The following is a 25458-nucleotide window of genomic DNA, read 5'->3' as shown; positions in this document are numbered from 1 at the left end:
GCCGCCGGGAGCCGGCGGTTCAGAAGAGCGGCAGCTGGCCGGGGAAGCCGGGCACGGTGTACCCGTCCAACGAGGGCTGGACCGCGCCCAGTTGCGCGTGCCGTCGCGAGCCGGAGCACGACACGAGATCTCCGGCGTCCCGCGCCCCCGGCGGGTCGTGCCGTGCGAAGCGCCCCGCGACGACGGCGATTTCGCGGCGGCAGACCGGACAGGTTCTACGACGGGAGCCCATGCCGTCAGTGTGCCCCGGCCCACTGACAACGCGTCGCCGCCCCACGTCGCCGCCCCACCCCACCGTCCCAGGCCCGCGCCACGCCCACCCCGGTCCCCTCCCACGCCCGTCCCGGGCCCGTCCCCGCGTGCACGGGCGCTGTGAGGCAGGTGGAAGTGCACTCGTCGGCAACTCCCGGGCGGTCGCCCACGAGACCCTGGGTACTCCGGCCGTGGGTCCGCGAACAAAAGCGGGCCGGTGCGCATCTCACGCGTCGTAAAGCCACCATGTTCCTACGGCCCTCAGCGCGACGGCAGCCGTCGCGTCTTCCGGAAGGAGGCCGGGCGATGAGTCTTCCGTCGTACCGTGACCACAGAACCGCGACAGCAGTACCCCGGCTCCCCGGCCGGACCGCGACCGTACGCAGAGTGAGCGCCGCCGCCATGGCGGCGATGTTCCTCGCGGGCTGCGGCACGGGCGCCCCGGACGCGGCCCCGCACTCCGATGACACCGGCGTGTCCCTCACCCCGTCCGCAGCACCGTCCCGCTCCGCCTCCGCCTCGTCCCTCGCACCGGACCTCACCACCACGGCCAGTGCGGCGACCACGGCCAGTCCGGCGAGCACAGCCAGTGCGGCGAACACGGCGAGCACGCCCACGACGGCGAACACGGGCACCGCGGTGGCCGCGTGCACGAACAGCTCGAAGCTGGCCGGGTGGTCGAACCGCCGGCTGGCCATGCTGACCATCGCCGTCCCGGTGTCGGAGACCTCGGTGGCGGACGCCACGTCCGAGGTGACCGCCGGTGCGGGCGGCGTGCTGCTGTTCGGCAGCAAGGCGCCGTCCGACCTGGGCGCCCGGCTCAAGACCCTGAAGTCCCATGTGCCCGGCAACCGGGGCCTGCTGGTGATGACGGACGAGGAGGGCGGCGGCATCCAGCGGATGGCGAACCTCGTCGGCGACCTGCCCTGGCCCGCCTACATGGGCAAGCACTGGACGACGGCGCAGATCCAGCAGAACGTCACGAAGGTCGCCAAGAAGATGTCGGCCGCCCAGGTGAACATGGACCTCGCGCCGGTGGTCGACGTCGACGGCAGGAACGTTGCGCCCAGCAAGACCAACCCCGACGGATGGCGGTCCTTCAGCGGCGACACCGCGGTGGTCTCCAAGGCAGGTGTGGCGTACATGAACGGGCTGCGCGCCGGTGGCGTGATACCCGTCGTCAAGCACTTCCCGGGCATCGGCGGCTCCACCTACAACTCCGACTTCGGGCCCGCCAAGACGCTGCCCTGGTCCACCGTGCAGAAGGTGGGCATCCCGCCGTTCACCGCGGCCATCAAGGCCGGTGCCCCGGCCATCATGGTCTCCAACAACATCGTGCCCGGCCTGGGCACCAACCCGGCGAGCCTGTCCCCCACGGCCATCACCACCGAGCTGCGCGGCAAGCTCGGTTTCAAGGGGCTGGTGCTCACCGACTCGCTCAGCGCCAAGGCCATCTCCGCCGCCGGTTTCAGCGTCCCCTCCGCCGCCGTGCAGGCCCTGCGCTCCGGTGCCGACATGGTCATGTTCGACCTGGGCAGCAACGTCAGCTCCCAGACCTCCGCGATCGCCACGGCCGTCACCAACGCGGTGTCCAGCGGCAAACTCGCCCGCAGCCGCCTCATCGACGCGGCGGGCCACGTCCTGGCCGTCCGCCACGTGAACCTCTGCTCCTGAGCACGTGAGCGAAGCCCCCTGACGAGAGGGTCCGCAGCCGGCGTCTCCATCTTCGCCAGCCACTTCACCGGCCACTTCACCGGTCGCGGGCCCTCTCGGTCGTACAGCGGCACCGACCTGTAATTCCACCCCTGATCGAGGCCCGTCCCGAGGCCCGTCCACGGAAACGGGACAATGCGGTGAGTCTCTATTTCCGGCGCCCGGCGGAAACCCAGGCCGGATCACGCGGCCCGGGACGCATACAGGTCACTTCACGGCTCAATAGTGGTCACCAGCTGGAGGGCATCCACCAGGTCGGTGCGGCGGCTGTCGTCGGTGAGCTTCTGGTCCCGGGCATTCCAGGCGAGGGCGAACCGGCCGACCTGTCGCCAGTCATCGGTGGCCATGAACTCCACTCGGTGGGCGGCGATCCGGGGTGACGCGTACTCGTAAATCGACACCGTGTCGGTGGTGATGAGCTGCAGGCAGTCGCTCGGGCTGGGCTCTCTGCCGGCGGCCTTTTCGGAGCAAGAGGTGGTGTTGTCGGTCGGGTTTCCCAGGGTGGTGACGTCGATGGCTTCGGCGAGCAGGGCGGCGGCCTGCTTGGCGGTGAGAGCGGTGAGCGCGGCCGACGTCTTGCTGGGCACCGTCTTCGGCTTGGCCGAGTCGTCGGCCGCGCCGGAGCCGGAGCACGCCGTGAGCGAGAGGGCGGCGACCGCGAGCAGTGCGGTCGCGACGGTGCGGGCCTTCATGGTCCCCCCATGAGAGTCGTGGTTGGGGGCCATCATGCCGGGCGTGAAGGCCGTATGAAGCAGGTGGGGGGACTGGGGGCCGAAGGCCCGGCGCCCGACCCGGACAATTCCTCGGAACCGTCACCGATGGTCATGTGACGGCGTGTCCGGGTCCTCGGCGAGCTTGTCGAGGATCCGCTGCAGTTCTTCGCCACTCATGTCGCCCTTCACCACCACGGTCTTTCCGCCCCTTTTCACCGTGATCTGTACATCGGAAGCCTTTTTGCGCGTTTTCAGCCATGCCGCGATCGCAGCAACCAACGAAGAACCGGCAATAGCGCTGGCAAGAATGCTTCCGACTTCTGCGACGATTACCCCCATCACTGCTCCAACTCTGCCAGTAGGGCGCTACTAAAGCTTGTGACAAGGGTGGCCGTGAAGAACCAGAGCGAATACGTGGTCACGAAGGATTCGTTGATCTTGTCTTTATCGGCTAAGGCCGCAGAGATATCAGCGAAGACTCCCGTCGTGAAGAGGGCGATCAGGACGTTGCCGCACCCCAGCAGGCGAGGAAGCACACCGAACCGGGTGTTCTTCATCGTGAACGCCTGACCTGCCGCCGCAGCGGAGAGCCCTGTCGCAATGATCAGCAACTCGCCATGACCGATGAGCTGGGTCAAGCCTCGATGGCTTCCCCGAGTTTCACCGATGAAGAAGCTGGACGCTATTGGCATAACAGAGAACAAGACACCGAACGCGAACCAGCTGACCATTTTCACGGTCGTGACTTTCCACTGGGGGTGGGCGGTCGCGCCCGTAGCCGAGGGAGCAGGCGTAGGCGGAGAAGCACCCCCGGCACTGCTCCCCGATGTGCCGGTTGAAGGAGTCGACATAATCCCCCGCTCAGTACTGGACTGACGTCGTCTTGTCCTTCATAGCGCAGGGGGTGGGGGCTGAGGAGGACTTCTGGCGCTCTCGGCACATCCGCCGCCGGGACCACGTCACCCATCGGACGGCGCCCTGCCCGACCGAGCCCGGTATGCGCGGCAACCGCCGTGGCCCGGTCCAGGACACCTCGGCCGGGTCGGCGCGGGCGAGGTGCCGAGTGTGCCGTCCACGCGCCGTCCACACAGTCCGAGACGAGGCGTTCGAACGCGAGACGGAGTGAGACAGCCGGCAGATCACCGGCGAGCATGACGAAGGGCCCGTGACCCGCTGAGTCAGCAGGTCACGGGCCCTTCGTTCCCGTGTGGCGGCGCCAGGATTCGAACCTGGGAAGGCGAAGCCGGCAGATTTACAGTCTGCTCCCTTTGGCCGCTCGGGCACACCGCCGGGGTTGCTGCTGTTCGAGGCCGCTTTTCGGCGGTGCTCTCTGGCAACGACGTAAACAATACCCGATGCCAGAGGGTGCTCCGCCACCCGATTGATCTCCACCCGCCGGGTCGTGGTGTGGCTAGGCTGGGGCGGATACGCACCCGGATGCAAGGAGCCACAGGACATGGCCGACTCCAGTTTCGACATCGTCTCGAAGGTCGAGCGGCAGGAGGTCGACAACGCCCTCAACCAGGCCGCCAAGGAGATCTCGCAGCGCTACGACTTCAAGGGCGTGGGTGCCTCGATCTCGTGGTCCGGTGACAAGATCCTCATGGAGGCGAACTCCGAGGACCGGGTGACCGCGGTCCTCGACGTCTTCCAGTCCAAGCTGATCAAGCGAGGCATCTCGCTGAAGGCCCTGGACGCCGGTGAGCCCCAGCTGTCCGGCAAGGAGTACAAGCTGTTCGCGTCGATCCAGGAGGGCATCTCCCAGGAGAACGCGAAGAAGGTGGCGAAGATCATCCGCGACGAGGGCCCGAAGGGCGTGAAGGCGCAGGTCCAGGGCGAGGAGCTGCGGGTCACCTCGAAGAGCCGCGACGACCTCCAGGAAGTGATCGCGCTGCTGAAGGGCCAGGACTTCGACTTCGCGCTGCAGTTCGTGAACTACCGGTAGGACGCGCACGGCCCACACGCGGACGCGCACGGCCTCACACGGACGCGCACGTACCGCCGGCGCATGGCGGCACGAAGGGCGGGCACCCGGCGGTGCCCGCCCTTTCGGCTTCGGTGAGTACGGTTCGGTGGCGCGAACCCCCGGTTCAGGGTGCGAACCCGCGGCTCAGTTGCGCGAGTTGCCGAACAGGACGCGGTAGATGATCAGCAGGACCAGCGAGCCTCCGATGGCCGCCGCCCACGTCGCGCCGTCGAAGAACTGCTTGGAGATCGGGTGGTCCAACCAGCGGGCCGAGATCCAGCCGCCGATGAACGCGCCCGCGACGCCGATCAGGGTCGTACCGATGAAGCCGCCCGGGTCGCGGCCGGGCAGCAGGACCTTGGCGATGGCTCCGGCCAGCAGGCCCAGGATGATCCAACCGATGATGCTCATGCCGTGTACCTGCCCTCCCGCGCTGAGTTCGCACTGTCCGGCTCTTGAAGATTCGGTGAGAGCCGGCGGTCCGTCGCGCGTGTGGTCGTTCCTTGTCGGGGGTGGAGACGCCGGGGGTTCACCCGCGGTTGCGGGGGCTCAGTAGGGTGCGGCGCATGACACCTTCCGGAACCGCGCTGCGGCGCTCCCTCGGCGTCCGGGACGCCGTGGTCGTCGGTCTCGGATCGATGGTCGGAGCGGGTGTCTTCGCCGCGCTGGGCCCGGCCGCGCGGGCGGCCGGGACGGGGCTGCTGCTCGGGCTCGCGGTCGCGGCGGTGGTGGCCTACTGCAACGCCATGTCCTCGGCCCGTCTGGCGGCCCTGTATCCCGCGTCGGGCGGGACGTACGTGTACGGGCGGGAGCGGCTCGGCCCGTTCTGGGGGTATCTCGCCGGCTGGGCGTTCGTGGTCGGCAAGACGGCCTCCTGCGCGGCCATGGCGCTCACCGTGGGGGCGTACGTGTGGCCGGGGCAGGCGCACGCCGTGGCGGTCACGGCGGTGGTGGCCCTGACCGCCGTGAACTACGGCGGGATCCAGAAGTCGGCGTGGCTGACGCGGGTCATCGTGGCCGTGGTGCTGGCCGTCCTCGCGTGCGTGGTGGTCGTGTGCCTCGCCTCCGGGCGGGCCGACACCGGGCGGCTCGGCCTCGGGCAGGGGGCCGGTGCGGGTGCGGGTGCGGGCGGAGTGCTCCAGGCGGCCGGCCTGCTGTTCTTCGCGTTCGCCGGGTACGCGCGGATCGCGACGCTCGGCGAGGAGGTACGGAATCCGGCGCGGACGATTCCGCGTGCGGTCCCGCTGGCCCTGGGGATCGCGCTGGTGGTGTACGCGTGCGTGGCCGTCGCGGTGCTCGCCGTCCTCGGCGCGGACCGGCTGGGGCACGCGGCGGCGCCGCTGGCCGACGCGGTGCGGGCGGCCGGGGTGCCGGGTCTTGTGCCCGTGGTGCGGGTGGGGGCGGCGGTGGCCGCGCTGGGCTCGCTGCTCGCGCTGATCCTCGGGGTGTCCCGGACGACGCTCGCCATGGCCCGCGACCGCCATCTGCCGGGGGCGCTGGCGGCCGTGCACCCGCGGTTCCAGGTACCGCACCGGGCTGAGATCGCCGTGGGCGCGGTGGTCGCTGTGCTGGCCGCGACGGTGGACGTGCGCGGCGCGATCGGCTTCTCCTCCTTCGGCGTACTGGCCTACTACGCCGTGGCCAACGCCTGCGCCTGGACGCTCGGCCCGGCGCCCTCGGCCCGGGTGCTGCCCGCGCTGGGCATGCTGGGCTGCGCCACGCTGGCGTTCGCCCTGCCGACGGCCTCGGTCGTCACGGGGGCGGCGGTGCTGGCCGTGGGGGTGGTCGCCTACGGTGTACGGCGGCGGTTCGCACCACCGGCTCCGCGCGGTTCCGCGTGAACGCGTGACCGGCTGATACTTGAAACGCGTGAGCGGCTGACACTTGAGGCGCGTGAGCGGCTGACACTTGAAACGTGTGACCGGCTGACACCTGAGGCGCCGGGCGGACGACAGGGCAGACACGGGGAGAGGTACCGATCATGAAGCTGTTCCACCTGCTGCTGAACATCCTCTGGCTGGTCCTCTGCGGCTTCTGGATGGCGATCGGCTATCTGATCGCCGCGCTGATCTGCTTCGTCCTGATCATCACGATCCCCTTCGGCATCGCGTCGCTGCGGATCGCGGGCTTCGTGCTGTGGCCGTTCGGGCGCACCACGGTGGAGCGTCCCGACGCCGGGGCGCCGTCCTTCGTGGGCAATGTGATCTGGGTGGTCTTCGCGGGCTGGTGGCTCGCCCTGGGGCACCTGCTCACGAGCATCCCGCTGTTCCTGTCGATCATCGGCATCCCGTTCGGCTGGGCGAACCTCAAGCTCATCCCGATCTCGCTCATGCCGCTGGGGCGTGAGATCGTACCGACGGACCAGGCGTTCGGCGGGCGCTGAGCCCGCACCGGACACGACACCGGCCCCGTCAGGGCCGCGGGCCCTCAGCGGCCACGGCCGCGGCCCGCCATCTGCTCCAGGCGGGCGATGCGCTCGGCCATCGGCGGGTGCGTGGAGAACAGCTTCGTGAAGCCCTGGCCGGGGCGAAACGGGTTCGCGATCATCATGTGGCTCGCGGTCTCGATCCGGGGCTCGGGGGGCAGCGGCAGCTGCTGGGTGCCCAGCTCCAGCTTGCGCAGGGCGCTCGCGAGGGCGAGCGGGTCGCCGGTGAGCTGGGCGCCCGAGGCGTCGGCCTCGTACTCTCTGGAGCGGCTGATGGCCAGCTGGATGAGCGAGGCGGCGATCGGGCCGAGGATCATGATCAGCAGCGCGCCGAGCAGGCCGGGGCCGTCGTCGTCGTCCGAGCGGCCGACCGGGATCAGCCAGGCGAAGTTCACCAGGAACATGATCACCGAGGCGAGGGCGCCGGCGACCGACGAGATGAGGATGTCGCGGTTGTAGACGTGGCTCAGCTCGTGGCCGATGACACCGCGCAGTTCGCGCTCGTCCAGCAGGCGCAGGATGCCCTCCGTGCAGCACACGGCGGCGTTGCGCGGGTTGCGGCCCGTGGCGAAGGCGTTGGGGGCCTCCGTCGGGGAGATGTACAGGCGGGGCATCGGCTGGCGGGCCTGCGTGGACAGCTCGCGGACCATCCGGTACAGCGCCGGCGCCTCGAACTCGCTCACCGGGCGGGCGCGCATCGCGCGCAGTGCCAGCTTGTCGCTGTTCCAGTACGCGTACGCGTTCGTGCCGAGCGCCACCAGGACGGCGACGATCAGTCCGGTACGGCCGAAGAAGCTGCCGATGACGATGATGAGTGCGGACAGTCCCCCGAGGAGTACGGCGGTCCTGAGCCCGTTGTGCCGGCGGTGCACGGTACGCCCTCCAAGTCGTGCGGCAGGGGAACCCTTTTGGCCCTTTGGTCCAGTGGACCTTCCCGCTCTCGTCAACGCCAGACGACGGCCACGAGTTCCCCGGCGCGTACGGCGGCACGGGTCGGCCGTACGGGTGACGTGCGGTGACGTGCGGTGACGTGGTCGTGCGGCCTTCCGCGCGCGGGGTGCTCAGAACAGGCTGGTGGCCGCGAAGCGCAGGACCAGCTGGGGTGCCCCGGAGAGGGCCACGCCGAGGATGCCGGTGAGGGCGAGCGCGGCGGTGAGGGGGGCCGGGACCAGGTGCCGGGCGGGCTCGCCCTCGGGGGCGCGGAACAGCAGGGCCGTCCACTTCAGGTAGTAGAAGAGGGCGATGACGACGTTGACGGCCATGACGACGGCGAGCCAGCCCAGGCCCGCTTCGACGGCCGCCGAGAACACCGTGACCTTGGCGAACAGGCCGATGACGCCCGGCGGGAGCCCGGCCAGGCACAGCAGGAAGAAGGCCATGAGGAGGGCGGTGGCCGGGTTGGTGGCGTACAGGCCCCGGTAGTCGCTCACGCGGTTCAGGGACTTCGTACGGCCCACGACGGCGGCGACCGCGAAGGCGCCGAGGTTCACGACGGCGTACATGAGGGCGTACGCGACGGTGGAGCCGATCGCCTTGTGGGCGTCCTTGGTGTAGCCGGCGGCGGCGATCGGCACCAGGAGGTAGCCGGCCTGGCCGACGGAGGACCAGGCGAGCAGCCGTACCGCGCTGTACGCGCGCGTGGCCTGCTGGCGCAGGGCGCCGACGTTGCCGACGGTCATGGTGAGGGCGGCCAGGACGGCGAGCGCGGGCCCCCAGACGTCGGCGTACGACGGGAAGGCGACGACGGTGACGAGGATCAGGCCGGAGAAGCCGACCGCCTTGCCGCCCACCGACAGGAAGGCGGCGACGGGCAGCGGCGCGCCCACGTAGGTGTCGGGGACCCAGAAGTGGAACGGGACGGCGGCCGTCTTGAAGGCGAAGCCGACGAGGGTGAGGACGACGCCGGTCTGGGCGAGGGTGTGCAGCTGGCCGTCGACGTGCTGGATGCGCTGGGCGACCTGGGTGAGGTAGAGCGTGCCGGTGGAGGCGTAGACGAAGCTGACGCCCATCAGGCTGACCGCGGTGGCGGTGACCGAGGACAGGAAGAACTTCAGGGCCGCCTCGGAGGAGCGCTTGTCGCCGTGCCGGATGCCGACGAGGGCGAAGGCGGGCAGGGAGGCGACCTCCAGGGCGACGATCAGGGTGGCCAGGTCGCGGGAGGCGGGCAGCAGGGCGGCGCCGGCCGCAGAGGACAGCAGCAGGAACCAGAACTCGCCCGGCGGGACGCGCGGCTCGTCGTCCTTGAGGTTCGTCACCGACAGCAGGCCCGCCAGCAGGGCGCCGCCGAGGAGGAGGAACTGGATGACGAGGGTGAAGTGGTCGGCGGTGTAGCTGCACGCGCGCGCGTCACCGCTCACGCAGAAGGTGCTGCGGTCGCCGTTCCGCAGCGGCAGCAGCATCAGCGTGGCGAGGACCAGGCCCGTGACGGAGATCCAGCCGAGGACGGACTTGCGCGCCTCGGGCAGGAACAGGTCGGCGACGAGCACCACGAGGGCGGCGAGGGCGGCGATGGTGGGCGGCGCGATCGCGAGCCAGTCGACGGACTGGACCAGGGTCTGGGCCACGGGCTGGGCCAGCGGCTCCGCCAGGGACGGGGCCAGGGACTCGGCCATGGGCCGCGCCACGGACTGGGCCACGGAATGAGCCAGGGACTCGGCCATGGGCTGGGCCAGGGCGCTCATCGGGTGCCTCCTGCGAGGAGCTGGTGCACGGCCGGGTCGGTCAGGCCGAGCAGGGCCCGCGGCCACAGTCCGGCGACGACGGTGAGGACGACGAGCGGGGTCCAGGCCGCGAACTCGTACCCGTGGACGTCGGCGAGTTCCGGCGTGTCCTGCGGTACGGCGCCCATGCAGACGCGGCGGACCACGATCAGCATGTACGCGGCGGTCAGCAGGGTGCCGAACGCGCCGATCGCCATGAACGTGAGGAACGCCGGGCGGCTGAGGCCGTCGGCGGGCTTGAACGCGCCGAACAGCGCGAGCATCTCGCCCCAGAACCCGGCCAGGCCCGGCAGTCCGAGCGAGGCGACGGCGCCGAAGGCGAGCAGGCCGCCGAAGCGCGGGGCCTTGCCGTACAGCGCCGCGCCGCTCCCCTCGGCCAGGGCGTCGAGGTCGGTGGTGCCCGTGCGGTCCTTGAGCGCGCCGACCAGGAAGAACAGCAGGCCGGTGATGAGGCCGTGGGCGATGTTGGCGAACAGGGCGCCGTTCACGCCGGTCGGGGTCATGGTGGCGATGCCGAGCAGGACGAAGCCCATGTGGCCGACGGAGGAGTAGGCGATCAGCCGCTTGAGGTCGCCCTTGGCACCCTGCTTGGCGAGGGCCAGGCAGGCCAGGGACCCGTAGATGATCCCGACGACGGCGAGCGCGGCGAGGTACGGCGCGAAGACCCGGAACCCGTCCGGCGCCACCGGCAGCAGGATGCGCACGAACCCGTACGTGCCCATCTTGAGCAGGACACCGGCCAGCAGGACCGAGCCGACGGTCGGCGCGGCGGTGTGGGCGTCGGGCAGCCAGCTGTGCAGCGGCCACATCGGCGTCTTGACCGCGAGCCCGAGCCCGATCGCCAGAACGGCGATGACCTGCACGGTTGTGGTCAGCGACCGGCCGTTGTCAGTGGCGAGTGCCACCATGTCGAATGTGCCCGACTTGATCCCGATCAGGAGCAGGCCGAGCAGCATGACGACGGAGCCGAGCAGCGTGAACAGGATGAACTTCCACGCGGCGCGGGTCCGGCCCTCGCCGCCCCAGCGGGCGATGAGGAAGTACATCGGGATGAGCACGGTCTCGAAGGCGAGGAAGAAGAGCAGCAGGTCGAGGACGGCGAAGGTCGCGAGGGTGCCGCACTCGAGCAGGAGCAGCAGGGCGACGAAGGCCTTCGGGGAGCCGCCCGGGGGTGTCTTGAAGTACGAGTAGAGCGCGCACAGGAAGGTCAGCAGCGCGGTCAGGACCAGAAGGGGGAGCGAGATGCCGTCGATGCCGAGGTGGATCCGCACGTCGAGTGCGGGGATCCAGCTGATGTCGGTCTGGGCCTGCATCTTCGACGGATGGCCGTGGTCGAAGCCGAGCGCGAGGACGATCGCGGCGAGCAGGATCACGCCGGTCACGGTCACGCCGTGCCGCAGCACGGCCTGCTCGGGCGACTTCCCCTTCAGTCCGGGCGGGGCCGGGAGGAGAGCGGCGGCGGCCCCGAGGAGCGGGCCGACGACGATGAATGCCAGAAGAACCCGCATCACGGACTCGTTGATATCGATCACGCCTGCTCACGCTCCCGTGGCGACGAGGAGGACGGCGACCGTCAGGACGACGGTGCCGGCGAGCAGCGCGCTCACATAGGTCTGGACGTTGCCGGTCTGGGCGCGTCGTACGGCGGACCCCAGCAGCCGGGGCAGTGCTGCCGCCACGCCGACGTAGGTGTCGACGACGGCGCTGTCGAGGAACCGGACGAGGCTCGCCGCGGCCTGGACCGGGCGGACGAACAGCGCCCCGTACACGGCGTCCAGGTGGAAGCCGTCGGCCGCGTGCCGGTACAGCGGGCCGAGCAGCAGCCGGCCGGGGTCGGGCGCGTGGGCGAGGTCGCGGTAGGCCGGCTCGTGGTCGGCGAGGGCGTGCGCCTCGACCAGGCTCGCGTCGCCCTCCGGGTGCGCGGCGGCCTCGCCCTTCAGGTGCTCCCACGCGAAGGAGGGCGCGGGCCCTGCCGGGACACGGGCGGCGAGGGCGCGGGTGCGCTGCCAGGCGCCGTACAGAAGGAGCCCGCCGACCACGGCGAGGCCCGTACCGAGGATGGAGGTGAGCGGCGTCGGCGCCAGGTCGCGGCCGTCGAACCAGCCGGGCAGCAGGCGGAAGGCCAGCCCACCGAACGCCAGGGACGGCACGGCGAGCACCCACAGCACCACGGTCATCTGCGCCGGCTGCCGGCCGTGGTCCGGGGCTTCGGCGCCCCGGCCGTGGAAGGCCAGCAGCCACAGCCGGGTGGCGTACGCGGCGGTGAGCAGGGCGGTGACCAGGCCGGCGACGAGGACGATCCAGCCGGCTGCGCCGGGTGCGTGGTCGGTGTGGCCGGTGGCGACGTGCTCGGCGGCGCCGAGGACGGACTCCTTGGAGAAGAACCCGCTGAACGGCGGGATCGCGGCGAGCGCGAGCAGCGCCACGGTCATCGTCCAGAAGGCGTCCGGGACACGGTCGCGCAGGTGGCTCATGCGGGACATGGCGGCCAGCGAGTTGGTGCCGGCGGCGTGGATGATCACGCCGGCCGCGAGGAACAGCAGCGCCTTGAAGGCGCCGTGGGACAGGAGGTGGAAGACGGCGGCACCGCGGTCGCCGACGGCGAGGGCGCCGGTCATGTAGCCGAGCTGGCCGATCGTCGAGTAGGCGAGGACGCGCTTGATGTCGTCCTGGGCGAGCGCGGCGAGGGCGGAGCCGGCCATCGTGACGGCGGCCATGACGGCGAGGACCACCATCGCGGCCCGGGAGGCCTCGAAGACCGGGAGGAGACGGGCGACGAAGTAGACACCGGCGGCGACCATCGTCGCGGCGTGGATCAGCGCGGAGACGGGCGTCGGGCCCGCCATCGCGTCGGGGAGCCACGTGTGCAGCGGGAACTGCGCCGACTTGCCGGCCACGCCCGCGAGCAGCAACAGGGCGACCAGGGTCGGGTGGTGGAGTCCGCCGCTCGCGACGGCGTCCAGGACGCGGGTGACGCGGAACGATCCGGCGTCGGTGCCCAGGGCGAACAGGCCGATGAGGAACGGCACGTCACCGAGCTTGGTGACCAGGAAGGCCTTGAGGGAGGCGGCGCGCGCCTCCGGGGTCTCCCAGTAGTGGCCGACGAGGAAGTAGGAGCAGATGCCCATGACTTCCCAGCCGACCAGCAGCACGATCAGGTCGCCCGAGTAGACGACCAGGAGCATCGCGGAGGTGAACAGGGAGACGAGGGCCGCGTAGGAGGGGTAGCGCGGGTCGTCGCGGAGGTAGCCCGTGGAGTAGATCTGCACGCAGGTCGCGACGAGGGCGACCAGGACGGCGACGAGCGCGGCGAAGCCGTCGATGTGCAGGGCCAGCTCGATGGGCACCGAGCCGGTGGGTGTCAGCAGGGTGTGGGCGTCGACGGCCGGGCCGCCGCCCTGGCGGACGGCGACGAGCGCGGCCAGCACCAGCGCGGCCAGGGCGGGCAGCACGGCGAGCGGGCGGACGAGTCCGGGGGCGGTGCGGCCCAGGAGCAGGCCGGCCACGGCGCCCAGGAAGGGCAGGAGGGGGACGAGGACGGCGAGGTGGGTCGTGGTCACGCGGTGGCCTCAGCCTTCTCGGCCGCGAGGGTGCCGGGGCCGCCGGTGTCGGGGCCGCCGGTGTCGTCGCCGTGGCCCTCGGCGGTGTCGCGGAGCTTGTCGATGTCGGAGGTGCCGCGGTTGCGGTACACGGCGAGGACGATCGCGAGGCCGATGCCGATCTCGGCGGCGGCGATGGCGATCGTGAAGAGGGTCAGCGCCTGGCCGGAGTGCAGGGTGTCCCGGGCGGCGCGGCTGAGCCAGACGTCGAAGGCGACCAGGTTGAGGTTGACGGCGTTGAGCATCAGCTCGACCGACATCAGGACCAGGATCGCGTTGCGGCGGGCGAGGACGCCGTACAGGCCGGTGCAGAAGAGGAGGGCGGAGAGGACGGCGGGGTAGGCGAGGTGCATCAGCGGGCGCCTTCCTTCTCGCCGGGGGTGGTCGCGGGGGCCGGGGTGCCGGGGGGTTCCGTGTCGGCCTTCGCCTTGCGGGACAGGACGATGGCGCCGACCAGGGCCGCGAGGAGGAGGACGGAGAGGGCCTCGAAGGGCAGCACCCAGTTCTGGAAGAGGCTCGCGCCGGTGACCTTCGTCGTGCCGGCGGGGGGACCGCTCAGGTCGATCCAGGTGGTGCGGAACGCGTCGACGACCACCCAGACCAGGCAGCCGGAGGCGGCGAGCGCGACGACGAGGGCGACCGGGCGGTTGCCGGAGTCGGCGTCCGGGGAGCGGCCGATCGGCGCCCGGGTGAGCATCAGACCGAACAGGAGGAGGACGACGACGGAGCCGACGTAGATGAGGACCTGCACCCAGGCGATGAACTCGGCGGTGAGCAGCAGGTACTCGACAGCCAGGCCGCCGAGCGTGACCACCAACCACAGGGCGGCGTGCACCAGCTGCCGGGTGGTGACGGTGACGAGCGCGGCGCCGAAGGTGACCAGGCCGACGAGCAGGAAGGCGATCTCGACGCCGGTCGGGGAGAGGAAGCCGTGCTGTGCGGCGGCGAGGCTCAGGGTCGGGTTCGAGGTCAGGGTTGGGGTCAGGGTGGGGGTCAGGGTCGGGGCAAGGTTCACGACTCCCCCTCCTGGTCCGGTGCGTTCTGTTCCTGTGCTGCCTGCGTTTCCTGTGCCCGTGCCTCGGCCTGGGCGGCGGCCTGCTTCTCGGCGGATTTGCGGGCGGCCGCGATCTCCTTGGGTTCCTCCGAGCCGGGGTCCAGGGCGGGCGGGGCGGGGACGGTCCACATCCACTCGCGCAGCTTGTCGCGCTCGTGGGTGAGGTCGTGGATGTCGGTCTCGGCGTACTCGAACTCCGGGGACCAGAACAGCGCGTCGAAGGGACAGACCTCGATGCAGATACCGCAGTACATGCACAGGGAGAAGTCGATGGCGAACCGGTCGAGGACGTTGCGGCTGCGCTCGCGGCCACCGGGGGTGGCGGCCGGGACGGTCTCCTTGTGGGAGTCGATGTAGATGCACCAGTCCGGGCACTCGCGGGCGCAGAGCATGCAGACCGTGCAGTTCTCCTCGAACAGGCCGATGACGCCCCGGGTCCGGGGCGGCAGGTCGGGCTGGACGTCGGGGTACTGCTCGGTGCCGTGCTTCCTCGTCATCGTGCGCAGGGTGACGGCGAGGCCCTTGGCGAGACCGCTGCCGGGGATGCGGGGCCGGGTGGGCGGGAGCGACGCGGCCATCAGGAGATCACCACCTTCACGATGCCGGTGAGGGCGATCTGGGCGAGGGAAAGGGGGACGAGGAGGGTCCAGGAGAGCTTCTGGAGCTGGTCCTCGCGCAGGCGGGGGTAGGTGACGCGGAGCCAGATGACGACGAAGGCGAGGATCGCGGTCTTCAGCAGGGTCCACAGCCAGCCCAGGCCGTCCGTGCCCCAGGGGCCGTGCCAGCCGCCCAGGAAGAGGACGGTGGTCAGGCCGCACAGGACGACGATGCCGGCGTACTCGGCGAGCAGGAACAGCGCGAAGCGCAGGCCCGTGTACTCGGTGTACGCGCCGAAGATGATCTCCGAGTCGGCGACCGGCATGTCGAAGGGCGGGCGCTGCAGCTCGGCGAGGCCGGCCACGAAGAACACGAGCGCGCCGGCGATCTGCCAGGGCACCCACCACCAGTGGAAGGCGTGCAGGATGCCGGGCAGGGAGACCGTGCCGGCCGCCATGGCGACGGAGGCCGCGGCGAGCAGCATCGGGAGTTCGTAGGCGAGCAGCTGGGCGGCCGTGCGCAGGCCGCCGAGCAGGGAGAACTTGTTCGCGCTCGCCCAGCCGGCCATCAGCGAGCCGAGCACGCCGACGCCCATCACGGCGAGGACGAAGAAGACGCCCGCGTCCAGGACCTGGCCGACCGCCCCCTCGCTCGGACCGATCGGGATCGCCAGCAGCACGAGCAGGTAGGGCAGCAGGGCCACGGCGGGGGCGAGCTGGAAGATGCGGCGGTCGGCGCCCGCCGGGACCACGTCCTCCTTCTGCGCGAACTTCACGCCGTCGGCGATGAGCTGGGCCCAGCCGTGGAACCCGCCCGCGTACATCGGCCCCAGGCGGCCCTGCATGTGGGCCATCACCTTGTGCTCGGTCTGACCGACGATCAGCGGGAAGGTGAGGAACACGACGAACACGAGCAGGAGTCGCAGGGCGACGTCCAACACGCCGTTCACTGCCGGCCTCCTGTGGGGTCGTCGGGGGTGTCGGGGGCCTCGGGGGCCGGTGCCGCGGCATCGGTCGCGGGCTCCGTGGGACGCGGAGATTCCGGTTCCGGACCCCCTGCGTCAGATGCCTCCGGAGATGCCTCTGGAGGTGCCTCCGGTTGGTCGAACGCCGGGCGCGCGTGGTGCCAGGGGGCGTCCGAGCCGCGCGGTCGCGTGTCGGGGCGGGCGGCGCCCTCCGGTTCGGCCGGCGTCGGTTCCGCGGCCTCGGCACGCTGCGAGGCCGAGCCGCCCGAGGCGCCGCGGGCACGGCGCGTGGGGGCGGGCGCCGGTGTCGGTGTCGGCGTCGGCTCCATGGGCGTACCCGTCTGGCCGACCGAACCCTGACTCGCCGAGCCCTGGCTCGCCGAACCCTGGCTCGCCGAGCCCTCCGCCGCCGTGCGCGCACGGCGTACCGGACGCTCCCCCGCCGCTCCCGCCGCTCCCGCCGCCCGCGCGGGGCGTTCGCCGGCGGCGCGGCCCGCGCCTCTGGCCGGGCGGGCCGGGGCGGGGGGCAGCTGGCCCTTGAGGGGCCCCCACTCGTTCGGGTCGGGGACGCCGGGCGGCAGCATCTGGCGGCGCTTCGGGCCGCCGTGGTCGGATTCGCCGGGCTCCTTGGCGCCGGGCCACGCCTTGGCCACGCGCGCGGCGAGGACGAAGTCCTTGCGCAGGGGGTGGCCCTCGAAGGTCTCCGGGAGGAGGAGGTGGTCGAGGCCCGGGTGGCCCTCGAAGCCGACGCCGAACATCTCGTGGGTCTCGCGCTCGTGCCAGCCCGCGCCGGCGTAGACGCCGACGGCGGACGGCAGCACCGGCGCCTCGTGCGGGACCGTCGTACGCAGCAGCAGGCGGCGGACCGGGTGCAGGGCGACGACGTGGGCGCAGACGCGGAAGCCCGTGCCCGGCTCGTCGACCGCGCTCAGCCAGTCGAAGTAGGTGCAGGACAGGGTCGTACGGGCCGTCTCCAGGGCGGTGAGCCAGGAGGACGGCGGGACGTCCACGGTCAGGACGTCGTACGACTCCTCGGCCGTGGCGTCCGGGCCGAAGAGTTCCTCGGCGGGGGCGGGCAGCCAGCCGACCGTGGTCATCGCGCGTCTCCCTCCGCGGAGGCGGAACCGGGAGTGGAACCGGAGTCGGAACCGGGAGCGGCCGGGGGCTTCACCAGGCCGCTCGTCAGAGCGGCGGCCGACGGCCGGGCGGCCGTCCCGTGGCCGTAGCGCTCGCCCAGGGACTCGTCGGCGATCTTCTCCTGGAGCTTGAGGATGCCCTGGAGCAGTGCCTCGGGGCGCGGCGGGCAGCCGGGGACGTACACGTCGACCGGGATGATCTGGTCCACGCCCTTGGTGACGGAGTACGAGTCCCAGTAGGGGCCGCCGCAGTTGGAGCAGGCGCCGAAGGAGATGACGTACTTGGGCTCGGGCATCTGCTCGTACAGGCGCTTCACGGCGGGGGCCATCTTGTCCGTGACCGTGCCGGAGACGATCATCAGGTCGGCCTGCCGGGGGCCCGGCGCGAAGGGGATCACACCGAGGCGGATGAAGTCGTGCCGGGCCATCGACGCGGCGATGAACTCGATCGCGCAGCAGGCGAGGCCGAAGTTGAAGACCCAGAGCGAGTAGCGGCGGCCCCAGTTCAGGACGACCTTCATCGGCTCCGGGGCGAGCCGGGCGAGCGTGCCGAGCCTCTTCGGCTCGGGAAGCGGCACGGGCTCCGGGACCACAGGTGCCGCGCTCACGGGCTCCGAGACAGACGGGTTCACGTCCATGTCAGGACGCCCTTCTTGTAGGCGTACAGCAGGCCCACGGCGAGGAAGCCCAGGAAGAGGAACATCTCCACCAGGGTCGTCGCGCCGTAGCCGGGGGCGGCGTAGACCGTCGCCCAGGGGAAGAGGAAGACGGAGTCGACCGCGAAGATCACGTACAGGAAGGCGTAGACGTAGTAGCGGACCTGGGTGTGGGCCCAGCCCTCGCCGACGGGGTCGACGCCGCACTCGTAGGTCAGGAGTTTCTCGGGGGTGGGCACGACGGGCCGCAGCAGGCGCCCCGCGCCGAAGGCGACCGCGACGAACAGCACGCCGATGACGGCGAGCAGCCCCACGACCGAGTAGGACCCGAAATAGCCGGCCGCGACGTCCGCCGCGGCGACCGTCGGGTTCCCAGGCGTCTCCCGCACCGTCCGTTCCTCGCTCTCCGACCTCGCTCCGACCTCGTCACCATGGTGAATCACGTGAGGTGGACGTGATTCGAGGATCTGTACGCACGGGAGTCTAGGCCCTGTTAAAGGGGCGGTAAGCAGGCCGTCACGGGGTGAGACGCGGGGAGCGTGGGCAGGGTGGGGTTTTCCCCAGGTGCGGAAGGCGGCGGACCGCATGGCGCGACGGGTGCCGGGCACGGCAGGCTGACCGGTATGACCGCTCCCACCTCCGGCGACAGCCGGCCCGACACCACCGGAGGCCGTACCGACGCCACCGGCAGCCGTACCGATGCCACCGGAGGCCGTACCGACGGCTTCGATCACCGGACCGACGGCTTCGGTCACCGTACCGACGGCTTCGATCACCGGACCGACCCCGCCGGCCGCCGTGCCGACGGCTCCGGCAGCCATGCCGACGGCTTCGAGCAGCTGCCTCCGGCGCGGTTCGCCTTCGACGCGTCCACCTGGAAGGAGATCGCGCATCTCCTGCTGAACCTGCCGCTGGCCGTGCTCGGCTTCACCTACGTGTTCGCCGTCGTGTTCGTCAGCGGCGTCCTCACCCTCACGGTGATCGGGCTGCCGCTGCTCGCCCTGTGTCTGCTGGGTGCCCGGCAGCTGGGCAAGCTGGAGCGGATCCGGGCGCGGGCGCTGCTCGGGGTGCGCGTGGACGAGCCGACACGGCTGCCGCTCGCCAGGAGCGGCGGGCCGCTGCAGCGGATGTGGCTGGCGCTGAAGGACCCGGTGGCCTGGCGGACGCTGCTGTACGACGTCGTCCGGCTGCCCTGGGGCGTCCTCACCTTCAGTCTGGTGCTGCCGTCGCTGTTCGTGCTGTGGCCGGTGCTGCCGTTCATCGCGCGGGGCCTGTCGAACGTGGACCGGGCGATGGTGCGGGGTCTGCTGTCACCGTCGGACGAGCTGGAGCGCCGTATCGCCGAACTGGAGTCCGATCGCGGGGTCGTGGTGGACACGGCTGCCGCCGATCTGCGCCGGATCGAGCGCGATCTGCACGACGGGGCGCAGGCCCGGCTGGTCAATCTGGCGATGGGGCTGGGCCTGGCGAAGGAGAAGCTGCTGGAGGGGCAGGCCGACGAGCACGTGGCCGCGATGGTGGAGGAGGCGCACGGCGAGGTGAAGCTGGCGCTGCAGGAGCTGCGCGACCTGGCCCGCGGCATCCACCCGGCCGTCCTCACCGACCGCGGCCTGGACGCGGCCCTGTCCTCGGTCGCCTCCCGCTGCACGGTCCCGGTGAAGGTGACCGCGGACCTGCCGTCCCGGCCGGCCGCGGCGATCGAGGGCATCGCCTACTTCACCGTCTCCGAGTTGCTGCAGAACGTCAGCAAGCACAGCGGCGCCCGGTCCGCCGCGGTCGATGTGTGGCGCGCGGAGAACCGGCTGCTCGTCCAGGTCCGCGACGACGGCCACGGCGGCGCGAGCCTGGAGGGCGGAAGCGGGATGCGGGGGCTCGCCGAGCGCCTCGGCGCGGTCGACGGCCTCTTCGTGGTCGACTCCCCGGCCGGCGGCCCGACGGTCGTCACGGCGGAACTGCCGTGGCGGGATCGTACGGACGACACGGACCGTACGGAATAGCCCCGCCATGGCCGGGATCGGGGTGGGGTGGGGATAACCCCCCTGCGAAGACGCCGACGGCCTCCATGGCCCGTGGACCTGCGACGCACGACTCTTGAGGTACGGCGCCACCGCCGCCATGACGAGGGGAACGGGACGACACCGATGGCCATGGAGTCCACGGAGTACGAGCACGGACACGGGTACGAACGCGGGTACGGACGCGGGTACGGGTACGAGCCGGGGCGCCGGTACGAGCGGCGTCACCGGATGCCCGCCGCGCTGCGGGCGCCGCTGGAGGCACGCGCCTGGCGCGAGCTCGGCTACGTCCTGCTGAGCCTGCCGATCTCGATCGTGCTGTTCACCTGGACGGTGACGACGGTGTCGCTCGGCGCGGGCATGCTGGTCACCTTCGTCGGCATCCCGGTGCTCGCGGCGGGGCTGGCCGGCTGCCGGGGCTTCGGCGCGCTGGAGCGGGCCCGCGCGCGCGGCCTGCTGCACCTGGAGGTGGCCGACCCGGAACCGCTGCGGCCGACCCGGTCCGGGGTGTTCGCGTGGATGGGCGCGGTGCTCAAGAGCGGCTCGTCCTGGCGGCACCTGCTGTACGCGCTGCTGCAGTTCCCCTGGGCGGTGTTCTCGTTCTGCGTGGCCGTGACCTTCTGGACGACCGGCTGGACGCTGCTGACGTACCCGCTGTGGTTCTGGGTGTTCCCGATGTACGCCGGGCAGGGCGGTATCCAGCTGTACGGCGACGGGCATCACAGCGTCTACCTGGACAACCCCTTCGAGATCACCGTGACCGCGCTGGTCGGACTCCTCTTCACACTGGCCACGCCGTGGATCGTCCGGGCGCTGACGACCGTGGACGGGTTGCTGGTGCGCGGGCTGCTCGGGCCGTCGCCGCTGTCGGCGCGCGTGGTGGAGCTGGAGTCGGACCGCGGGGTGGTGGTGGACACGGCTGCCGCCGACCTGCGCCGCATCGAGCGCGACCTGCACGACGGGGCGCAGGCCCGGCTGGTCGGCCTGGCGATGGACCTGGGGCTGGCCAAGGAGAAGCTGCGCGAGGACCCGGGGGTGGCCGCGCGGATGGTGGAGGAGGCGCACGGCGAGGTGAAGACCGCGCTGCAGGAGCTGCGCGACCTGGCCCGCGGCATCCACCCGGCCGTCCTCACCGACCGCGGCCTGGACGCGGCCCTGTCCTCGGTCGCCTCCCGCTGCACGGTCCCGGTGAGGGTGGAGGTCGACCTGGCCTCCCGGCCGGCCCCGGCGATCGAGGGCATCGCCTACTTCACCGTCTCCGAGCTGCTGCAGAACATCAGCAAGCACAGCCGGGCCCGGTCCGCCTCGGTGGACGTGTGGCGCGCCGAGGACCGGCTGATGCTCCAGGTCACGGACGACGGCGTGGGCGGCGCGGACACCTCCCTCGGCTCGGGTCTCGCGGGCCTGTCCGGTCGACTGGACGCGGTGGACGGCGTCCTGCTGGTGGACTCCCCGGCGGGCGGCCCCACCCGCGTCAGCGCGGAACTGCCGTGGCGCGGCTGAGCACGGTTCCCCCGTCGCAGCCGAGCAGCGTTCCCACATCGCGGCTGAGCACGGTTCCCCCGTCACGGCCGAGCACGGTTCCCACGTCGCGGCGGCGCCCCGGCGGGAATGCTGGAATGCTGGACCTCCGTACGGGCGGACACCGCCGGAGGATCGGGCAGCGGGGGGCCAGGACATCGTGGCGGACGTGGAGGACAGGGTGCGGGTGGTCATCGCCGAGGACTCGGTGCTGCTCAGGGAGGGCCTGACCCGGCTGCTGACCGACCGCGGGCACGACGTCGTGGCCGGCGTCGGGGACGCGGAGGCGCTGGTCAGGACCATCGCCGACCTGCACGCCAAGGAGGAGCTGCCCGACGTGGTGGTGGCGGACGTGCGGATGCCGCCGACGCACACCGACGAGGGCGTACGGGCCGCCGTACGGCTGCGCAAGGCGCACCCGGGGCTCGGGGTGCTGGTCCTGTCACAGTACGTGGAGGAGCGCTACGCCACCGAACTGCTGGCCGGTTCCAGCCGGGGTGTGGGATATCTGCTCAAGGACCGGGTCGCCGAGGTGCGCGAGTTCGTGGACGCGGTGGTGCGGGTGGCCCGGGGCGGTACGGCGCTGGACCCGGAGGTGGTCGCCCAGCTGCTCGGCCGCAGCCGCAAGCAGGACGTGCTGGCGGGGCTCACCCCGCGCGAGCGCGAGGTGCTGGGGCTGATGGCGGAGGGGCGGACGAACTCGGCCGTCGCGCGGCAGCTGGTGGTCAGTGACGGGGCTGTGGAGAAGCACGTCAGCAACATCTTCCTGAAGCTCGGCCTGGCCCAGAGCGACGGGGACCACCGGCGTGTTCTGGCCGTTCTGACCTACCTGAACTCGTGACGGCCCGACACTGTGTCCGGAAGGACCCGCAACACCGTCATCGGGACACGCGGGGAGCGTCTTCGAGCAATGCTCCGGGGGGCGGGGAAATCATGAGTGGTCAGCATGAGCAGTCGGCATGAATAGTCAGCGCGAAAGGCCGTCACGCGAAACGTCTCACAATCCCGTCCATCACGCGGATGGCCCCGGGAAGCCGACCCCGGCGACGTAGGGTTGATGTTGGGATGGTCCGTGGGACGGCCATGCCGGAACAGCCGCCTCGAAGGAGGTCCAGTTCAGTGACCAGCCAGGTCAGCAGCCCAGCGGAGCAGACCGACGGAACCGTCGTGGGAGAGCAGCGCAAACCGGGCGGAGCGAAGGACGTGCGGCGCCTGGACCGGGTGATCATCCGGTTCGCGGGGGACTCGGGCGACGGCATGCAGCTCACCGGTGACCGGTTCACCTCGGAAACCGCGACCTTCGGCAACGACCTTTCCACGCTGCCGAACTTCCCTGCCGAGATCCGGGCTCCCGCCGGCACCCTGCCGGGTGTCTCCTCGTTCCAGCTCCACTTCGCCGACCACGACATCCTCACCCCGGGCGACGCGCCGAACGTGCTGGTCGCGATGAACCCGGCCGCTCTGAAGGCCAACATCGGTGATCTGCCGCGCGGCGCCGAGATCATCGTCAACACGGACGAGTTCAGCAAGCGCGCCCTGCAGAAGGTGGGATACGGGCAGTCCCCGCTGGAGGACGGCTCGCTGGACGGCTACAACCTCCATCCGGTGCCGCTGACCACGCTCACCGTCGAGGCGCTGAAGGAGTTCTCGCTCTCCCGCAAGGAGGCCGAGCGCAGCAAGAACATGTTCGCGCTGGGTCTGCTGAGCTGGATGTACCACCGGCCGACCGAGGGCACCGAGAAGTTCCTGGCCGGCAAGTTCGCCAAGAAGCCGGACATCGCGGCGGCCAACATCGCCGCGTTCCGGGCGGGCTGGAACTTCGGCGAGACGACCGAGGACTTCGCGGTCTCCTACGAGGTCGCCCCCGCCTCGAAGGCGTTCCCGCCGGGGCTCTACCGCAACATCTCCGGCAACCTGGCCCTGGCCTACGGCCTGGTCAGCGCGTCCCGGCAGGCGGACCTGCCGCTGTTCCTCGGCTCGTACCCGATCACCCCGGCCTCGGACATCCTGCACGAGCTGAGCAAGCACAAGAACTTCGGTGTGCGGACGTTCCAGGCCGAGGACGAGATCGCGGGCATCGGCGCGGCGCTGGGCGCGGCGTTCGGCGGCTCCCTCGCGGTGACGACGACGTCCGGTCCGGGTGTGGCGCTCAAGTCGGAGACCATCGGGCTCGCCGTCTCCCTGGAGCTGCCCCTGCTGGTGATCGACATCCAGCGCGGCGGCCCCTCGACGGGCCTGCCGACCAAGACCGAGCAGGCGGACCTGCTGCAGGCGATGTACGGCCGCAACGGCGAGGCGCCGGTCCCGGTGATCGCGCCGAAGACCCCGGCGGACTGCTTCGACGCCGCTCTGGAGGCGGCCCGGATCGCGCTGACGTACCGCACGCCGGTGTTCCTGCTCTCCGACGGCTATCTGGCCAACGGCTCCGAGCCGTGGCGGATCCCCGACCTGGACGAGCTGCCCGACCTGCGCGTCCAGTTCGCCCAGGGTCCCAACCACACGCTGGAGGACGGCACCGAGGTCTTCTGGCCGTACAAGCGGGACCCGCAGACGCTGGCCCGGCCGTGGGCGGTCCCGGGCACGCCCGGTCTGGAGCACCGCATCGGCGGCATCGAGAAGCAGGACGGCACGGGCAACATCTCGTACGACCCGGCCAACCACGACTTCATGGTCCGCACCCGCCAGGCCAAGATCGACGGCATCGCCGTCCCCGACCTCACGGTCGACGACCCGGACGCGGCGCACACCCTGGTCCTGGGCTGGGGCTCGACGTACGGCCCGATCACGGCGGCGGTACGACGGCTGCGCAAGGCCGGCGAGTCCATCGCCCAGGCCCATCTGCGCCACCTCAACCCCTTCCCCGCCAACCTCGGCGAGGTCCTCGGGGGCTACGACAAGGTGATCGTGCCCGAGATGAACCTCGGGCAGCTCGCCACCCTGGTCCGGGCGAAGTACCTGGTCGACGCCCGCTCCTACAACCAGGTCAACGGCATGCCGTTCAAGGCGGAACAGCTCGCCGCCGCGCTCAAGGAGGCCATCGATGACTGACGCCACCAACGGGCTGCTGCAGCTGGTTCCCAAGGCCGAGGCCAAGCAGTCGATGAAGGACTTCAAGTCCGACCAGGAGGTGCGCTGGTGCCCCGGCTGCGGTGACTACGCGATCCTGGCCGCCGTCCAGGGGTTCATGCCGGAGCTGGGCCTGGCGAAGGAGAACATCGTCTTCGTCTCCGGCATCGGCTGCTCCTCCCGCTTCCCGTACTACATGAACACCTACGGGATGCACTCCATCCACGGCCGCGCGCCCGCCATCGCGACCGGCCTGGCGTCCTCCCGGCGGGACCTGAGCGTATGGGTGGTCACCGGTGACGGCGACGCGCTGTCCATCGGCGGCAACCACCTCATCCACGCCCTGCGCCGCAACGTCAACCTCAAGATCCTGCTGTTCAACAACCGGATCTACGGCCTGACGAAGGGGCAGTACTCCCCCACCTCCGAGGTCGGCAAGATCACCAAGTCGACGCCGATGGGCTCGCTGGACGCGCCGTTCAACCCGGTGTCGCTGGCGCTCGGCGCGGAGGCCTCCTTCGTCGCCCGCACCATCGACTCCGACCGCAAGCACCTCACCGAGGTGCTGCGCGCGGCGGCCGACCACCCGGGCACGGCGCTGATCGAGATCTACCAGAACTGCAACATCTTCAACGACGGCGCCTTCGACGCCCTCAAGGACAAGCAGCGGGCCGAGGACGCGCTGATCCGGCTGGAGCACGGGCAGCAGATCCGCCTCGGCGCCGACGGGGCGCGCGGTGTCGTGCGCGACCGGCAGAGCGGTGATCTGAGGGTGGTGACCGTGACGCCGGAGAACGAGGCGGACGTCCTCGTCCACGACGCGCACGCCGCCTCCCCCACCACCGCGTTCGCCCTGTCGCGGCTGGCGGACCCCGACACCCTGCACCAGACGCCGATCGGGGTCTTCCGCTCGGTCGAGCGGCCCGTCTACGACACGGCGATGACCGAGCAGCTCGACACCGCCGTCGAACAGCACGGCAAGGGCGACCTGGCCACGCTGCTGGCGGGCGGGGACACCTGGACGGTCATCGGCTGAGGTCCGCGAGCCGGTAGCGTCCGAC

General features: G+C 71.2%; 26 protein-coding genes and 1 tRNA gene. 10 read left to right on the top strand and 17 right to left on the bottom strand.

What is annotated here, in order from left to right; translation table 11 throughout:
• Positions 1-19: 19 nt before the first annotated feature.
• On the bottom strand, positions 20-232 hold the full coding sequence (locus ACGFYV_RS07725) for a hypothetical protein (protein ID WP_393877465.1): 213 nt from the start codon (positions 230-232) through the stop codon (positions 20-22).
• A gap of 407 nt (positions 233-639) precedes the next feature.
• On the opposite strand from ACGFYV_RS07725, the gene ACGFYV_RS07720 reads away from it, so the two are divergent.
• Positions 640-1926, top strand: a complete 1287-nt coding sequence (locus ACGFYV_RS07720) for a glycoside hydrolase family 3 N-terminal domain-containing protein (RefSeq protein WP_393877464.1) — start codon at positions 640-642, stop codon at positions 1924-1926.
• A gap of 251 nt (positions 1927-2177) precedes the next feature.
• On the opposite strand, the gene ACGFYV_RS07715 is transcribed toward ACGFYV_RS07720, so the two are convergent.
• The 3 genes from ACGFYV_RS07715 to ACGFYV_RS07705 all read right to left on the bottom strand — a co-directional run bounded on the left by ACGFYV_RS07715 (position 2178) and on the right by ACGFYV_RS07705 (position 3316).
• The gene (locus tag ACGFYV_RS07715) at positions 2178-2657 is read right to left on the bottom strand and encodes a hypothetical protein (protein WP_393877463.1); all 480 of its coding nucleotides are present in this window, start codon (positions 2655-2657) and stop codon (positions 2178-2180) included.
• Positions 2658-2777: 120 nt separating this feature from the next.
• Positions 2778-3017 carry a hypothetical protein gene (locus tag ACGFYV_RS07710; RefSeq protein WP_393877462.1) on the bottom strand — a complete coding sequence of 80 codons (240 nt, stop codon included), beginning with the start codon at positions 3015-3017 and terminating at the stop codon, positions 2778-2780.
• A complete protein-coding gene (locus ACGFYV_RS07705; protein ID WP_393877461.1) occupies positions 3017-3316 on the bottom strand; it encodes a hypothetical protein in 300 nt (99 codons plus the stop codon). The genes ACGFYV_RS07710 and ACGFYV_RS07705 overlap by 1 nt, the downstream gene beginning before the upstream one ends.
• A gap of 28 nt (positions 3317-3344) precedes the next feature.
• Between ACGFYV_RS07705 and ACGFYV_RS07700 the strand changes: the two genes are divergently transcribed.
• Positions 3345-3554, top strand: a complete 210-nt coding sequence (locus ACGFYV_RS07700) for a hypothetical protein (RefSeq protein WP_393877460.1) — start codon at positions 3345-3347, stop codon at positions 3552-3554.
• A 332-nt stretch (positions 3555-3886) separates the two neighbouring features.
• On the opposite strand, the gene ACGFYV_RS07695 is transcribed toward ACGFYV_RS07700, so the two are convergent.
• Positions 3887-3968: transfer RNA gene (locus tag ACGFYV_RS07695), tRNA-Tyr, on the bottom strand.
• A gap of 166 nt (positions 3969-4134) precedes the next feature.
• On the opposite strand from ACGFYV_RS07695, the gene ACGFYV_RS07690 reads away from it, so the two are divergent.
• On the top strand, positions 4135-4623 hold the full coding sequence (locus ACGFYV_RS07690) for a YajQ family cyclic di-GMP-binding protein (RefSeq protein ID WP_393877459.1): 489 nt from the start codon (positions 4135-4137) through the stop codon (positions 4621-4623).
• A gap of 165 nt (positions 4624-4788) precedes the next feature.
• Here ACGFYV_RS07690 and ACGFYV_RS07685 read toward each other — a convergent pair whose 3' ends face one another.
• A complete protein-coding gene (locus ACGFYV_RS07685) occupies positions 4789-5055 on the bottom strand; it encodes a GlsB/YeaQ/YmgE family stress response membrane protein (protein ID WP_393877458.1) in 267 nt (88 codons plus the stop codon).
• A 155-nt stretch (positions 5056-5210) separates the two neighbouring features.
• Here ACGFYV_RS07685 and ACGFYV_RS07680 point away from each other — a divergent pair, with 155 nt between their 5' ends.
• Positions 5211-6485 carry an APC family permease gene (locus tag ACGFYV_RS07680; protein ID WP_393877457.1) on the top strand — a complete coding sequence of 425 codons (1275 nt, stop codon included), beginning with the start codon at positions 5211-5213 and terminating at the stop codon, positions 6483-6485.
• 140 nt (positions 6486-6625) lie between these two features.
• Positions 6626-7027 carry a YccF domain-containing protein gene (locus ACGFYV_RS07675; RefSeq protein ID WP_393877456.1) on the top strand — a complete coding sequence of 134 codons (402 nt, stop codon included), beginning with the start codon at positions 6626-6628 and terminating at the stop codon, positions 7025-7027.
• Positions 7028-7071: 44 nt separating this feature from the next.
• Here the strand turns inward: ACGFYV_RS07675 and htpX are convergent, their stop codons facing one another.
• The 11 genes from htpX to ACGFYV_RS07620 form a co-directional block, all read right to left on the bottom strand.
• A complete protein-coding gene (gene htpX, locus ACGFYV_RS07670; protein WP_393877455.1) occupies positions 7072-7941 on the bottom strand; it encodes a zinc metalloprotease HtpX in 870 nt (289 codons plus the stop codon).
• A gap of 189 nt (positions 7942-8130) precedes the next feature.
• The gene (locus ACGFYV_RS07665; RefSeq protein ID WP_393877550.1) at positions 8131-9681 is read right to left on the bottom strand and encodes an NADH-quinone oxidoreductase subunit N; all 1551 of its coding nucleotides are present in this window, start codon (positions 9679-9681) and stop codon (positions 8131-8133) included.
• A gap of 65 nt (positions 9682-9746) precedes the next feature.
• Positions 9747-11321: an NADH-quinone oxidoreductase subunit M gene (locus ACGFYV_RS07660; protein WP_393877454.1), complete on the bottom strand. Its 1575-nt coding sequence runs from the start codon at positions 11319-11321 to the stop codon at positions 9747-9749.
• A 6-nt stretch (positions 11322-11327) separates the two neighbouring features.
• Positions 11328-13349: an NADH-quinone oxidoreductase subunit L gene (locus ACGFYV_RS07655; protein ID WP_393877453.1), complete on the bottom strand. Its 2022-nt coding sequence runs from the start codon at positions 13347-13349 to the stop codon at positions 11328-11330.
• Positions 13346-13741 (bottom strand): NADH-quinone oxidoreductase subunit NuoK, encoded by a 396-nt coding sequence (gene nuoK / locus ACGFYV_RS07650; RefSeq protein WP_393877452.1) that lies wholly within the window; start codon positions 13739-13741, stop codon positions 13346-13348. The genes ACGFYV_RS07655 and nuoK overlap by 4 nt, the downstream gene beginning before the upstream one ends.
• Entirely contained in the window at positions 13741-14385 is a 645-nt protein-coding gene (locus ACGFYV_RS07645; protein ID WP_393877549.1) for an NADH-quinone oxidoreductase subunit J, read from the bottom strand. The genes nuoK and ACGFYV_RS07645 overlap by 1 nt, the downstream gene beginning before the upstream one ends.
• 14 nt (positions 14386-14399) lie before the next feature.
• Positions 14400-15020, bottom strand: a complete 621-nt coding sequence (locus ACGFYV_RS07640) for a NuoI/complex I 23 kDa subunit family protein (RefSeq protein ID WP_393877451.1) — start codon at positions 15018-15020, stop codon at positions 14400-14402.
• The gene (locus ACGFYV_RS07635; protein WP_393877450.1) at positions 15020-15988 is read right to left on the bottom strand and encodes an NADH-quinone oxidoreductase subunit H; all 969 of its coding nucleotides are present in this window, start codon (positions 15986-15988) and stop codon (positions 15020-15022) included. The genes ACGFYV_RS07640 and ACGFYV_RS07635 overlap by 1 nt, the downstream gene beginning before the upstream one ends.
• Positions 15985-17100, bottom strand: coding sequence for an NADH-quinone oxidoreductase subunit C (locus tag ACGFYV_RS07630; RefSeq protein ID WP_393877449.1), 1116 nt, complete (start codon positions 17098-17100; stop codon positions 15985-15987). The genes ACGFYV_RS07635 and ACGFYV_RS07630 overlap by 4 nt, the downstream gene beginning before the upstream one ends.
• Positions 17097-17777 (bottom strand): NADH-quinone oxidoreductase subunit B, encoded by a 681-nt coding sequence (locus ACGFYV_RS07625; RefSeq protein WP_393877448.1) that lies wholly within the window; start codon positions 17775-17777, stop codon positions 17097-17099. The genes ACGFYV_RS07630 and ACGFYV_RS07625 overlap by 4 nt, the downstream gene beginning before the upstream one ends.
• A complete protein-coding gene (locus tag ACGFYV_RS07620; RefSeq protein ID WP_393877447.1) occupies positions 17768-18184 on the bottom strand; it encodes an NADH-quinone oxidoreductase subunit A in 417 nt (138 codons plus the stop codon). The genes ACGFYV_RS07625 and ACGFYV_RS07620 overlap by 10 nt, the downstream gene beginning before the upstream one ends.
• A gap of 234 nt (positions 18185-18418) precedes the next feature.
• On the opposite strand from ACGFYV_RS07620, the gene ACGFYV_RS07615 reads away from it, so the two are divergent.
• The 5 genes from ACGFYV_RS07615 (at position 18419) to ACGFYV_RS07595 (ending at position 25433) form a co-directional block, all read left to right on the top strand.
• On the top strand, positions 18419-19792 hold the full coding sequence (locus ACGFYV_RS07615) for a sensor histidine kinase (protein ID WP_393877446.1): 1374 nt from the start codon (positions 18419-18421) through the stop codon (positions 19790-19792).
• Between the two features lie 150 nt (positions 19793-19942).
• A complete protein-coding gene (locus ACGFYV_RS07610; RefSeq protein ID WP_393877445.1) occupies positions 19943-21313 on the top strand; it encodes a sensor histidine kinase in 1371 nt (456 codons plus the stop codon).
• Positions 21314-21512: 199 nt separating this feature from the next.
• Positions 21513-22172 (top strand): LuxR C-terminal-related transcriptional regulator, encoded by a 660-nt coding sequence (locus ACGFYV_RS07605; protein WP_393877548.1) that lies wholly within the window; start codon positions 21513-21515, stop codon positions 22170-22172.
• A 278-nt stretch (positions 22173-22450) separates the two neighbouring features.
• The gene (locus tag ACGFYV_RS07600; RefSeq protein WP_393877444.1) at positions 22451-24379 is read left to right on the top strand and encodes a 2-oxoacid:acceptor oxidoreductase subunit alpha; all 1929 of its coding nucleotides are present in this window, start codon (positions 22451-22453) and stop codon (positions 24377-24379) included.
• Positions 24372-25433: a 2-oxoacid:ferredoxin oxidoreductase subunit beta gene (locus ACGFYV_RS07595; protein WP_393877443.1), complete on the top strand. Its 1062-nt coding sequence runs from the start codon at positions 24372-24374 to the stop codon at positions 25431-25433. Before ACGFYV_RS07600 ends, ACGFYV_RS07595 begins: the two co-directional genes overlap by 8 nt.
• Positions 25434-25458: the final 25 nt, after the last annotated feature.

The organism is Streptomyces sp. NPDC048297, assembly GCF_043201585.1.
Taxonomy (GTDB): domain Bacteria; phylum Actinomycetota; class Actinomycetes; order Streptomycetales; family Streptomycetaceae; genus Streptomyces.
Note: the sequence above shows the minus strand (reverse complement) of the source record. Positions and strands in the feature narration are given on the sequence as shown.

Bases quoted from the DNA above. Each gene is read 5' to 3' on its own strand.
- ACGFYV_RS07725 (WP_393877465.1), bottom strand. From the start codon at position 232: ATGGGCTCCCGTCGTAGAACCTGTCCGGTCTGCCGCCGCGAAATCGCC.
- ACGFYV_RS07715 (WP_393877463.1), bottom strand. From the start codon at position 2,657: ATGAAGGCCCGCACCGTCGCGACCGCACTGCTCGCGGTCGCCGCCCTC.
- ACGFYV_RS07710 (WP_393877462.1), bottom strand. From the start codon at position 3,017: ATGGGGGTAATCGTCGCAGAAGTCGGAAGCATTCTTGCCAGCGCTATT.
- ACGFYV_RS07700 (WP_393877460.1), top strand. From the start codon at position 3,345: ATGAAGAAGCTGGACGCTATTGGCATAACAGAGAACAAGACACCGAAC.
- ACGFYV_RS07690 (WP_393877459.1), top strand. From the start codon at position 4,135: ATGGCCGACTCCAGTTTCGACATCGTCTCGAAGGTCGAGCGGCAGGAG.
- ACGFYV_RS07685 (WP_393877458.1), bottom strand. From the start codon at position 5,055: ATGAGCATCATCGGTTGGATCATCCTGGGCCTGCTGGCCGGAGCCATC.
- ACGFYV_RS07680 (WP_393877457.1), top strand. From the start codon at position 5,211: ATGACACCTTCCGGAACCGCGCTGCGGCGCTCCCTCGGCGTCCGGGAC.
- ACGFYV_RS07675 (WP_393877456.1), top strand. From the start codon at position 6,626: ATGAAGCTGTTCCACCTGCTGCTGAACATCCTCTGGCTGGTCCTCTGC.
- ACGFYV_RS07665 (WP_393877550.1), bottom strand. From the start codon at position 9,681: ATGGCCGAGTCCCTGGCCCCGTCCCTGGCGGAGCCGCTGGCCCAGCCC.
- nuoK (WP_393877452.1), bottom strand. From the start codon at position 13,741: ATGCACCTCGCCTACCCCGCCGTCCTCTCCGCCCTCCTCTTCTGCACC.
- ACGFYV_RS07640 (WP_393877451.1), bottom strand. From the start codon at position 15,020: ATGGCCGCGTCGCTCCCGCCCACCCGGCCCCGCATCCCCGGCAGCGGT.
- ACGFYV_RS07630 (WP_393877449.1), bottom strand. From the start codon at position 17,100: ATGACCACGGTCGGCTGGCTGCCCGCCCCCGCCGAGGAACTCTTCGGC.
- ACGFYV_RS07625 (WP_393877448.1), bottom strand. From the start codon at position 17,777: ATGGACGTGAACCCGTCTGTCTCGGAGCCCGTGAGCGCGGCACCTGTG.
- ACGFYV_RS07615 (WP_393877446.1), top strand. From the start codon at position 18,419: ATGACCGCTCCCACCTCCGGCGACAGCCGGCCCGACACCACCGGAGGC.
- ACGFYV_RS07610 (WP_393877445.1), top strand. From the start codon at position 19,943: ATGGAGTCCACGGAGTACGAGCACGGACACGGGTACGAACGCGGGTAC.
- ACGFYV_RS07595 (WP_393877443.1), top strand. From the start codon at position 24,372: ATGACTGACGCCACCAACGGGCTGCTGCAGCTGGTTCCCAAGGCCGAG.